Here is a 10,811-nt window from a genome sequence, read left to right as displayed (position 1 = left end):
TGCGTCGAGAACAGCTTCGACATGAGGCCCGGCTTGTTGGGGTCGTTGATCCACAGGTGCGCCATCGAGGTGTTCTGGCGGATCATCGGGCGCTGGTAGTCGGCGAGCTTCTGCAGCGCGCTCTCGAGGGCATCCGGATGTCGCGTGATCTCGGCGCTCGTCGCATCGGCGAGGTACTCGCGCTGCCGCGACACGGCGGCCTGCACGAGGGCCGCGACGAGCGGCGCGACGATCAGCGCGACAAGCCCGAGGATGAGGATGATCGGGTTTCCGCCGCCGCCGTTGTTGTTGTCGCGCCGGTTGCCGCCCAGGCCGCCCCAGAATGCCATCCGCAGGAAGATGTCGGCGATGATCCCGATGACGACGGTCAGCCCGAAGACGATCGTCGAGAGGCGGATGTCGTAATTGCGCACGTGGCCCATCTCGTGGGCCATGACGGCCTCGAGCTCGGGCTTGTCCATGAGCTGCAGCAGCCCTGTCGTCGCGCACACCACGCCATGCTGGGGATCCCGCCCGGTCGCGAAGGCGTTGGGCGCCGGGTCGTTGACGACGAACACCCGGGGCATCGGCATGCCTTGCGATATCGCGATGTTCTCGACGGCGTTCCAGAGATCGGGATTGTCGGATTTCTGGATCTCGATCGCACCGGACATCGCCACCGCCTCGGCCGACGCGCCGTAGTACTGGATGATGACGTAGACGAGCGCGATGACGAGCGCGATGACCGTGATCGAGTAATCGCCCTGGTAGTAGCCGACGACCCAGGTGATGGCGCCGACGAGGATGACGAATCCGACGATGAAGAAGACGGTGTTCCGCTTGTTCGCGGCAATCGCTCTATACATGTGCGCCTAGGCCCCGCGGGTCGGTGCGATGGTGGATGCGGTGGACGTCGTCAGAACTGCACGCGCGGGGGCTCGGCGATAGCCGCGGCGTCGGCGACCTCGAAGAACTCGCGCTCGCCGAAGTGCAGGTTCCGGGCCCACATGTTGTTGGGGAATACCTTGATCTTCGTGTTGAACTCGCGGATTCCGCCGTTGTAGAAGCGGCGCGCGGCCTGGATCTTGTCCTCGGTGTCGGTGAGGTCGGACTGCAGGCGGAGGAAGTTCTGGCTCGCCTGGAGTTGCGGGTACGCCTCGGCGACGGCGAAAACGCTCTTCAGCGCCGTCTGCATCTGGTTCTCGGCGGCGGATGCCTCGGCCGGGGTCTGCGCGGCGAGCGTCGCCGCCCGGGCCTTCGTCACGTCCTCGAAGACGGTCTTCTCGTGGGTGGCATAGCCCTTGACGGTTTCGACGAGGTTGGGGATGAGGTCGGCACGACGCTTGAGCTGCACGGTGATGTCGCTCCAGGCCTCGTCGACGCGCACCCCCAGGGTGACGAGCGAGTTGTACGTCGACCACAGGTAGATGCCGATGATCGCAAGGACCACGACGATGACGATGACCGCGATAAGCCAGCCGGGCATGGTGAGCAGCTCCTTCTAGAGAACCGCTCGGACGGGTGCGCAGGCGGGTCTGAGGCCATGCTATCCGCGAGGACTGGCGGGTCAGCCGCGTCACGGCAGCCTCCCAGAAACACCTAAGGCGATGGCTAGTCCCCGTGGTGTTCGGCGGAACGCTACGAGCGCTCCCAGTCGACGTACCAGCCGTCGCGGACCGCGCTCTCGAGCCAGGTCGCGACACGCAGCGCGTCGACGAGCAATCCCGCCCCCACCGGCGCGCCGGCGGCCCAGCCGCGCAGCCACGTGGCCGTGTCCGCGGCCTGCTCGGGGGCGAGCAGCGGATTGCCCCAATCGAGGAACATGCCCTCGAAGAGGCCGTGGTAGCGCTTCTTCACACTGCCCTGGAACGGCGGCCGATCGGGCGCCTCGTACATGGCATTGACGAGCTCGACGGGGACGTCGCAGCGCGGCAGCAGCTCGTCGTAGTCGCCCTCGCGCAGCGGGGTCTTGCCCCAGATGAAGTACTCGAAATCGGCCATTCGCCCTAGTCTCCCAGCACGCGCGTGAGATAGGGATTGCGGAAGACCCGCTCCGGGTCGAGGCGCTCGCGCACGGCGAGGAACTCGTCGAACCGGGGGTACACGCCGCGCAGGTATGCGGCGTCGACGGTGTTGAGCTTGCCCCAGTGCGGCCTGCCCCCGAAGGAGCGGAAGATCGCCTCGGCAGCGGCGAAGTAGCCCTCGGGTGCGACTCCGCGGAACTCGCGAGCCGCCTCGCGCCAATAGCGGTGCACGGCGATGTAGCCGGAGCGCCGACCCGAGGCCGTCGAAAGCAGGGTGTCGTCGGAGGCCGACGAGCGCACCTCGACGGGGAACGAGATCCGCCAGCCGCGCCGGGCGACCTCCGCGCGCAGCTCGCGGATGGCATCCGGAACCGCCGCGAACGGGATCGCGTACTCCATCTCGAAAAAGCGCACGTCCCGATCAGTGACGAACACCCGGTGGGACAGGTCGGTGAACTCGCGCCGGCCCCAGAAGGCGGCGGCCAGGCGGTTGATGCGCGGGAGGAGTGCGGGGACGGCGAATCCGGCCTGGCAGACGGCCCGGTGGACCTCCGTCGAGACGAGACGGTCGTCGAGCCAGCGCCGCCACGGTGTGAGGGGTTCGAGCGGGGAATCCGCCGGCAGGCGCGTATTGGTCTTGGTCTGCACCGAGGCGGTGCCGGGGAACCAGTAGAACTCGAAGTGGTCGGCCGCATTGTGCTCCTCCCACGCGTCGACGACGTCGTCGAAGGGCTGCGGCGACTCGACGGCGTGGAGGGCGAAGACGTCGACGCACTGGAGCGTCACGTCGACGATGATGCCGAGCGCGCCGAGACTTACGCGCACGGCGGGCAGCAGCTCCGCGTTCTCCGTCTCGCTGACGTGGAGGAGGTCGCCCGTTCCCGTCACGAGGGTGAGGGCGGCGACCTGCGTCGCGATGCCCCCGAAGCGCGCCCCGGTGCCGTGGGTGCCCGTCGAGATGGCACCTGCGATGGTCTGGCGGTCGATGTCGCCCATGTTCTCCAGCGCGAGCCCGTAGGGGCGCAGGAGGCCGGCGATCTCGTAGAGACGGGTGCCTGCTGCGAAGGTCGCGCGGCGGGCGGATTCGTCGACGCCGAGCACCCCGGACCAGGCGAGGTCGAGCTGCACGCCGGGCGCGACCGCGATGCCGGTGAACGAGTGGCCCGACCCGACAGCCTTGACCGGAAGGCCCTGGGCGCGAGCGGCGACGACGGCGCGCTGCACGGCATCCGCGCTCGCCGGCCGTTCGACGCGGCGGGGCGAGACCTCCTCGGTGCGCGCCCAGTTGCGCCACGGGGCTGCGGTGAGCACTACAGGAACGCCTTTCCCTCGCCGCGGTACGTCGGTGCCTCACCGGTGATCCGCGGCCGACCGTCGACATCGTCGACCAGCGCGAACGCGGTGACGTGCTCGCTGAGCTCGCCCGACTTGGTGTGGCGGAACCACACCCGGTCGCCGACCTGCAGCGCGCTCGCGGCCGGGCCGATGAGGGGCGTCTGCACCTCGCCCGCCGCCTCGCGCGGCGCGTAGCCGAGCCCCTCCGGCCAGACGGCGCGCGGCAGGCGGTCCTCGCCCGGCGGGCCGGATGCGATCCACCCGCCGCCGAGTACGGTCGCGATGTCGGGGCGGGGGCGGCGTACGACCGAGAGCGCGAAGGCCGCCGCCGGCGCCGGCCTGAAGAGCCGATAGTTGTCGAAGAGGTGCCCGCCGAGAAGTCCGCTGCCCGCGGCGATCTCGGTGACGGAGTCGTCGCCCGACGTGAACTCGAGAGAGCCGGTGCCGCCGCCGTTGACGAACTCCAGCTCGGCGACCTGGCGCACCGCGGCGACGGCCTCCGCGCGACGCTCGCGAAGTTCCGCCTGCGAGCGCCGCTGCATCCAGCGCACCGTCGCGCCGAACGCGGCGCGGCCCTCGGGCGCGTCGCCCTGACCGGCAATCTGGGCCTCGTAGGACATCAGGCCGACGAGGCGGAATCCCGGCCGGCGTGCGACGTGCACGGCGAGGGTGCGCGCCGCGACCGCGGTGCGCACCGGCGAGCGCCACACCCCGATGCGCCCGGTCGGACCCTCCCACGAGGCGTCGAGCTCGATCGCGACGCGGATCTCGGCGCGATCACCGGCCGGCGCCACCGCGTCGATGAAGTCGAGGTGCGCGACGGAATCCACCATCACCGTCACGCGAGCGGCGAGTTCGGCCGACGCGCCGAGCCGTCGGATCGCGGCGCGATCGGCGCTCGGGTAGCCGACGACGACATCGGGGGCGGATTCCGCGAGCCACAGCGCCTCGTCGAGCGTGTACGCCAGCACCCCCGCGTACCCGGGCAGGGCCAGAACCGCGTCGAGCACGCTCCGCACCCGCACCGACTTCGACGCGACCCGAATCGGCTTGCCGCCGGCGCGGCGGAGCATGTCGTGGGCGTTGGCGGCGAGCGCCCCGAGGTGCAGCGCCGCGTACGGCGGGTCGAGCTCGGCGGTGGCCGCGGTGAGCGCGGGCCAGAACCCGGGCCGCTCCCAGGACCGGTCGGCCGGGAGGGCGGAGAGATCGATCGCCACTCAGCGCACCGACTTCACGAACCAGACGGCGCCGGCGCCGAGCAGTCCGATGACGGCGGCGGCGACGAACAGCCAGGTGAACGAGCCGGCGAAGAAGACGAGCACCGCGCCGAGCAGCGGCCCGAACGCCTGCGGGATCGCCCAGGCGAGGTTCATGATGCCGAGATCCTTGCCGCGCGTCTCGGGGTCGGGCAGCACCTGCGTCGCGAGTGCCTGGTCGACGGAGAGGAAGCAGCCGTAGCCCAGGCCGGTGAGCGCTGACGCGACGAGCAGCATGTCCCAGCTCGGGAAGAAGGCGAGCAGCAGGGCGGCGACCGCCTGCACGATCGAGGAGATGCCGACGAAGAGCTTGCGGCGGCCGAGTCTGTCGCTGAGCTGGCCGAGCACGAGGCTCGCGACGATGACGAAGACGACGTAGATGAGTGAGGTGACGACGATGTTGTTCGCGGCGTCGGCAGCGCTGTTGCCGAGCTGGAAGATGAGGAAGTAGAGCAGCATCGTGGTGCCGAGTGCGTTGCTGAGGTTGACGAGGACCCGGCCGAGCAGCGTCCAGCCGAAGTCGGGGTACCGACGCGGGCTGATCCAGAGGTCCGAGACGATGGTGCGCAGGCTCAGCGCCCGGCCGCCGAAGCGGTGGGCGGCGTCCGGCAGGAAGAGGAACGGGATGACGAGCACGACGAGCAGCCCCGCGACGAGGAGGTAGCCGCCGGCCGCGCCGAGCGAGAGCGCAGCGACGAGGGCGAGGCCGAGCACGACGCCGAGCGCCTGCGGGGCGCTGAGCCAGCCGGAGACGTAGCCGCGCTGGCCGACGGGAACCTGGTCGCTGATCGTCGCGGTGAGGGCCGCGGTGAGGATGCAGAAGCCGATGAGCGAAACCGACCAGAACACTGCGATGCCCGCCAGCGTCGACTGCAGCCCGAGCAGCACGAGCCCCGCCGCGAAGACGACTGTGCCGACGACGATCCACGGCCGGCGCCTGCCGAACCGCGAGCGGGTGCGGTCGCTGAGTGCCCCGGTGAGCGGGTAGACGACGATCGCGAAGACGCCGGCTATCCCTGAGACGATGCCGAACCACAGCGCATCCGACCGCAGGTCGGAGGCGCCGAACCGAGCGCCGATCTGCGTCGGCAGCAGGAGTTGGATCGGCGTGAGCTGCGCCGTCCAGATGCCGAGCCAGGCGACGGCGAAGGCGGTGATCCAGCGGCCGGGGACGCGCCGGGTCGGGTCGGCGGAGGCGCGCGCGGCGACGGTCTCGGTCATCGTTCCTCTCCCTCGTCGGCACGGTAGCCGGGCAGCCCCGGCTCGGGCAGCGTGTCGTAGTCGTAGTCGCCGGGCGAGACGGCTTGCGCGAGGAGGGCTCGCGCCGCGGCGTCCGCCATGCGGTGCGTCTGTTCGGCGTCGTTGTGGATGAGCCATGACAGGGTGATGCCGTCGGAGAGCACGACGACGAACCGGGAGACCTCGTCGAGGGGCATCCGCCAGCGCACCCCCGTCAGCGCGGTGACCGCCTCGACCGCGCTGCGCGCGAGCGTGTCGTACTTGCTGTACTGGATCGCAGCGAGCGGCCGCGTCTCGGCCTTGGCGACGGCCCACATGGTGAGCGCGAGCATCGCCTTCTCGCGGTCAGGATCGGCGATGAGCGAATCGACGTAGGCGTGGAAGGCGATCTGTGCGTGCTGATAGGCGGTCGGCGCAGTGGCGGGGTCAAAGCTCTCGTCGGCGTAGCCCGGCGAGATCGCATTGTCCTCCTCGTCGACCGCGGTGCGGATGAGCTCGGCCATGAGCTCGTCGCGGGACCGGAACGCGTAATGGAAGCTCGCGAGCGCGAGACCTGCTTCAGCGGCGATCGCGCGGGTGGTGGCGGCCTCGACGCCGTCGCGCCCGATGATGGCGAGAGCGGCGCGGATGAGGGCTGCACGGGTCTCCGAAACCGGATGGTGCGCCACGTTCCCCCTCGCCGACTGCGACTGCGACTGCGACTGCGACTGGGACGGTCGTCCCAGTCGGAACCAGACTAACCCCGGACAGCGTGTTCGTTGAGGCGAAAACACCGGCGTGCCGCTCGGCGCCTCTACCCAGAACGAGGGGCAATTCCTCAGAACATGCCGATGGGGCACGGCGACTCGCGAGGTACCCCGGGCGGGGTTCGAACCCGCACTTGGGCGATTTTAAGTCGCCTGCCTCTGCCAGTTGGGCTACCGGGGCGCCCAGGCCGAGGCTACTCGGCGCCCGTCGTGGCCTTGCGCGGAGCGCGGGCGCGCGGCGCCCTGGCCGGCGCGGCAGGAGCCACCGCGGCGGCGGTCTCCGGCGTGGCCGGGCGAGGGCGCGAGACGAACTCCTCGAACGCGGCCCGCGGGGTCTGCACCGCAGCGAGCGTCGCGAAATCACGCCCGAGGCAGAAGTTGTTCACCCAGCCCCACACGACACGCAGCTTGCGCTCCCATGACGGCATGGCCAGGCCGTGGTAGCCGCGGTGGACGAACCAGGCGACGAGGCCCTTGAGGGCGAAGTTCCCCGACTGGAAGACGCCGTCGTAGAGGCCGAGACCCGCCACAGCGCCTAGGTTCTTGTGGAAGTAGTCCACCGGAAGCTCACCGCGCTGGATCGCGATGACGTTGGCCGCGAGGCGCTTGGCCTGGCGCACGGCATGCTGGGCATTCGGCACGCAGAAGCCCCCGACGCCACCGCCTGTGAGGTCCGGCACCGCGGCGATATCGCCCGCCGCCCAGGCGCCGTCGACGACGGCGCCGCTCTCGTCGACGACCCGGAGGTCGGCCTGCACCGTGATGCGGCCGCGACCCTCGACGGGCAGATCGGTGTTCTTGGTGATCGACGGGTTCGCCATGACGCCAGCCGTCCAGACGATGAGGTCCGACTCGAACGACTCGCCGGTCGAGAGTTCGATCCGGCCGTCCAGCGCGCTCGCGAGCTGAGTGTCGAGGTGGACCTGCGCACCGCGCTCGGCGAGGCGCTTGAGGACCCAGTGGCTCGTCTCGAGCGCGACCTCGGGCATGATGCGGCCCATCGCCTCGACGAGGTGGAAGTGCGTCTCGGCGAAGTCGATCTCGGGATACGTCGCGAGCAGTGCGGTCGCAGCGGAGCGGAGCTCCGCGAAGGCCTCGATGCCGGCGAATCCGCCGCCGACGACGACGACGGTGAACAGCCGCTCGCGGCGCGGGTCGCCCTTGGGCAACGACGCCGCCTTGTCGAAGTTGGTGACGAGGCGGTCGCGGATCGCGACGGCCTCCTCGATCGTCTTGAGGCCGATCGCGCGGTCGGCCACGCCCGGGATGGGAAAGGTGCGGCTCACCGCGCCGGCGGTGACGACCACGATGTCGTACTCGAGCGAGTACTGCTCGCCCGCGGCCGGGGCGATCGTCGCGGTCCTGGTGGCGTGGTCGACGTAGACGACCTTGCCCGAGACGACGCGCGTCGACTTCAGATGACGGCGGTGGTTGACGACCGCGTGACGCGGCTCGATGGAGCCCGCCGCGACCTCCGGCAGGAAGGGCTGGTACGTCATGTAGGGAAGCGGATCGACGAGGGTGACCTCGGCCTCCCCCCTGCGCAGCCACTTCTCGAGCTTCCACGCGGTGTAGAACCCCGCATAGCCGCCGCCGACGACCAGGATCTTGGGCAACTGAAGACCTCTCCTCGCAAAGGTGTGCGTGCCATTCCAGCCTATAGTGCAGCCCTATTGCCGATTACACGCAGGCGCAGACCGCGCTCGACCAGTCCGCGCGGGCGAGCGCCGCGTCGCCGATCGGATTGACGCCGGGGCCGGCGGCGAGCGCGTGCGCGGCCAGCGCGTGCAGGCACTTGACCCGCGCGGGCATGCCGCCGGCGGAGAATCCTGCGATCTCCGCGACGACCGCGATGGACTCGCGGTCGCGCAGGTAGGCCTCGTGCGCCGCCCGGTAGGCGGCGGCGATGCCGGGGTCGGCGAGGGTGGCCTCGAGCTCCGGCATGACATGACCCGCCTCGAGCCGGCTCAGCGCCGCAGTGGCGGCCGGGTGGGTGAGGTAGTAGAGGGTGGGGAACGGCTCGCCGGTCGGCAGCCGTGGCGCCGTCGCGACGACGGTCGGCCTGCCACACACGCACCGCGCCGCGATGCCGACGACCCCGCGGGCCGGGCGACCCAGCTGCGCGGCCACGACCGCGATGTCGGCCGCGGACGGCGCATCGAACGGCGGGGTGGTCACCCTTCCATTGTGGACGACCGCGCCCGGGAGGGGGCTCAGCGCGAGCCGCTGAGCAGCGACTGGAGCAGGGTGGCGGTCCAATCCCCCGTGGCCTGCTGCGCCTTGTCGCTCACGACGCCGGTCGGCGCCGCGGCGCTCACGCGCGGAACGCCCTTGAGAAGGTAGGCCGTCTCGCCGGGCAGCACGTAGGCGAGCCGATCGCGTGCCTGCGCCTCGATATAGGCCGGGTCCTGCCAGTCCTGCACCTGTTGCAGCAGGTCGTCGACCCGGCTCTGCTGGGCGCTGAGCTGCTGCCGGACCTGCGCGAGCTGCTGCTGCTGCACCACGAAGGTCCGCACTGTCGGGGCGACGACGAGGACCCCGAGGATGACGAGCCCGATCATGACGAAGGCGAACCACGAGAACCGCGTGCCACTGAGCCAGCCGCGCACGTCGGCGCGCGGTGCGGCGGTGCGCGGTGCGGTCGACGTGGCCTGGGTCATGCGCCCAGGCTAAAGCTCTACTTCAGGGTTTTACCTCGCAAAACGCGGGAACGCGCCGCGACCGGCGAAAACGGCGGCGTCGCCGAGTTCCTCCTCGATGCGCAGCAACTGGTTGTACTTCGCCACCCGCTCACTGCGTGCCGGGGCGCCCGTCTTGATCTGGCCGGAGTTCACGGCAACCGCGAGGTCGGCGATGAAGGTGTCCTCCGTCTCGCCCGAACGATGCGAGAGCATCGTCGTGTAGTGCGCGCGGTGCGCGAGCTCGACGGCGGCGAACGTCTCGGTGAGCGTGCCGATCTGGTTGACCTTGACGAGCAGCGAGTTGGCGGCCCCCACGTCGATGCCCCTCTGAAGGCGGGTGGGATTCGTGACAAACAAGTCGTCGCCCACGAGCTGCACCTTCGAGCCGATGTGCTGAGTGAGGGCAGTCCACCCCTCCCAGTCGTCCTCGGAGAGCGGATCCTCGATGGTCACCAGCGGATAGGCGCCGAGCAGCTCGTCATAGTAGGCGGTGAGGTCGGCATCCGTCACCTGCTTGCCCTCGAAGGCGTACTTGCCGTCGTGGAAGAACTCGGTGGACGCGACGTCGAGGCCGAGCGCGATGTCATCGCCCGGGGCGAAGCCCCCCGCCTCGATCGCCTCGACGAGCAGGTCGAGGGCGGCGCGGTTCGACGACAGGCTCGGTGCGAAGCCGCCCTCGTCGCCGAGGCCGGTCGAGAGGCCCTTCGCCTTCAGCAGCGACTTGAGGTTGTGGTAGGTCTCGGCGCCCCAGCGCAGCGCATCGGCGAAGGTGTCGGCGCCGAGCGGGACGAGGAAGAACTCCTGGATGTCGACGTTCGAGTCGGCGTGGGCGCCGCCGTTGATGACGTTGAGGAGCGGCACCGGGAGCACATGAGCGTTCGGTCCGCCGAGGTACTGGTAGAGCGGGAGGTCGGTCGAATCGGCCGCCGCCTTGGCGACGGCGAGGCTGACGCCGAGGATGGCGTTCGCGCCGAGCTTCGACTTGTTGTCGGTGCCGTCGGTGTCGATGAGGATCGCATCGATGGTGCGCTGCTCGGTCGCCTCGATGCCCTCGATGGCCGGCCCGAGCACGTCGAGCACAGCGTCGACCGCCTTGAGGACGCCCTTGCCCTGGTAGCGGTCCTTGTCGCCGTCGCGCAGCTCGTACGCCTCGAACGCGCCCGTCGAGGCGCCGGAGGGGACAGCAGCGCGCGAGACGGTGCCGTCGTCGAGCAGCACTTCCACCTCGACGGTGGGATTGCCACGGGAATCCAGGATCTCGCGGGCGCCGACGGCCTCGATTGCAGCCACAGTTCTCTCCTTACGGGAGTCGGGTCGGGGGTTCGCTGGTGAGTCTAGTGAAGCGGCTTGATGTCGAGAGCGGATGCGTCGAGGCCGGCGGCGAGCGCCGCGGAGTCCAGCACCGCGAAAGTGCTGTAGCCGGCGACCGCGAGGCGCTCGAGCTGGGGTCTGAGGTTCTTGGCCCGCTTCTCGAGACGCACCCTGCGGCCCTCGGCGAGCAGCGCGCCCTGAAGCTTCACGAGGGCGCCGGGGTCGGCAGCCGCGTCGTGG

11 protein-coding genes, 1 tRNA gene and 1 pseudogene are annotated in these 10,811 nt (G+C 70.2%); all 13 read right to left on the bottom strand.

The features are described 5' to 3' along the window. A partial coding sequence (locus M7D61_RS02550) for a M48 family metalloprotease (protein ID WP_298227281.1) occupies nt 1-845 on the bottom strand: 845 nt, incomplete at its 3' end. 50 nt (nt 846-895) lie between these two features. Next, nucleotides 896-1,465, bottom strand: a complete 570-nt coding sequence (locus M7D61_RS02545; RefSeq protein ID WP_298227279.1) for a LemA family protein — start codon at nt 1,463-1,465, stop codon at nt 896-898. A gap of 152 nt (nt 1,466-1,617) precedes the next feature. Beyond that, nucleotides 1,618-1,980 carry a hypothetical protein gene (locus M7D61_RS02540; RefSeq protein ID WP_298227277.1) on the bottom strand — a complete coding sequence of 121 codons (363 nt, stop codon included), beginning with the start codon at nt 1,978-1,980 and terminating at the stop codon, nt 1,618-1,620. Nucleotides 1,981-1,985: 5 nt separating this feature from the next. Continuing rightward, nucleotides 1,986-3,314, bottom strand: coding sequence for a D-arabinono-1,4-lactone oxidase (locus tag M7D61_RS02535; RefSeq protein ID WP_298227275.1), 1,329 nt, complete (start codon nt 3,312-3,314; stop codon nt 1,986-1,988). Then, nucleotides 3,314-4,549, bottom strand: a complete 1,236-nt coding sequence (locus M7D61_RS02530) for an alanine racemase (RefSeq protein ID WP_298227283.1) — start codon at nt 4,547-4,549, stop codon at nt 3,314-3,316. Before M7D61_RS02530 ends, M7D61_RS02535 begins: the two co-directional genes overlap by 1 nt. Before the next feature lie 6 nt (nt 4,550-4,555). Continuing rightward, on the bottom strand, nt 4,556-5,815 hold the full coding sequence (locus tag M7D61_RS02525; protein WP_298227273.1) for an MFS transporter: 1,260 nt from the start codon (nt 5,813-5,815) through the stop codon (nt 4,556-4,558). Next, entirely contained in the window at nt 5,812-6,501 is a 690-nt protein-coding gene (locus tag M7D61_RS02520) for a TetR family transcriptional regulator (protein WP_298227271.1), read from the bottom strand. The genes M7D61_RS02525 and M7D61_RS02520 overlap by 4 nt, the downstream gene beginning before the upstream one ends. Before the next feature lie 185 nt (nt 6,502-6,686). Beyond that, nucleotides 6,687-6,760: transfer RNA gene (locus tag M7D61_RS02515), tRNA-Leu, on the bottom strand. A gap of 13 nt (nt 6,761-6,773) precedes the next feature. Continuing rightward, nucleotides 6,774-8,195: an FAD-dependent oxidoreductase gene (locus M7D61_RS02510; protein ID WP_298227269.1), complete on the bottom strand. Its 1,422-nt coding sequence runs from the start codon at nt 8,193-8,195 to the stop codon at nt 6,774-6,776. Between the two features lie 64 nt (nt 8,196-8,259). Next, nucleotides 8,260-8,757 carry a DUF501 domain-containing protein gene (locus M7D61_RS02505; protein WP_298227267.1) on the bottom strand — a complete coding sequence of 166 codons (498 nt, stop codon included), beginning with the start codon at nt 8,755-8,757 and terminating at the stop codon, nt 8,260-8,262. Nucleotides 8,758-8,792: 35 nt separating this feature from the next. Next, nucleotides 8,793-9,239 carry a septum formation initiator family protein gene (locus M7D61_RS02500; protein ID WP_298227265.1) on the bottom strand — a complete coding sequence of 149 codons (447 nt, stop codon included), beginning with the start codon at nt 9,237-9,239 and terminating at the stop codon, nt 8,793-8,795. A 30-nt stretch (nt 9,240-9,269) separates the two neighbouring features. Next, on the bottom strand, nt 9,270-10,550 hold the full coding sequence (gene eno, locus M7D61_RS02495) for a phosphopyruvate hydratase (protein WP_298227263.1): 1,281 nt from the start codon (nt 10,548-10,550) through the stop codon (nt 9,270-9,272). Nucleotides 10,551-10,594: 44 nt separating this feature from the next. Further along, nucleotides 10,595-10,811, bottom strand: a pseudogene (locus tag M7D61_RS02490) (histidine--tRNA ligase); the annotation flags it as partial.

Source organism: Gryllotalpicola sp., assembly GCF_027352875.1.
Classification (GTDB): domain Bacteria; phylum Actinomycetota; class Actinomycetes; order Actinomycetales; family Microbacteriaceae; genus Gryllotalpicola.
This window is presented reverse-complemented; position numbering and strand designations above follow the sequence as displayed.

Bases quoted from the DNA above. Each gene is read 5' to 3' on its own strand.
- M7D61_RS02545 (WP_298227279.1), bottom strand. From the start codon at position 1,465: ATGCCCGGCTGGCTTATCGCGGTCATCGTCATCGTCGTGGTCCTTGCG.
- M7D61_RS02540 (WP_298227277.1), bottom strand. From the start codon at position 1,980: ATGGCCGATTTCGAGTACTTCATCTGGGGCAAGACCCCGCTGCGCGAG.
- M7D61_RS02525 (WP_298227273.1), bottom strand. From the start codon at position 5,815: ATGACCGAGACCGTCGCCGCGCGCGCCTCCGCCGACCCGACCCGGCGC.
- M7D61_RS02500 (WP_298227265.1), bottom strand. From the start codon at position 9,239: ATGACCCAGGCCACGTCGACCGCACCGCGCACCGCCGCACCGCGCGCC.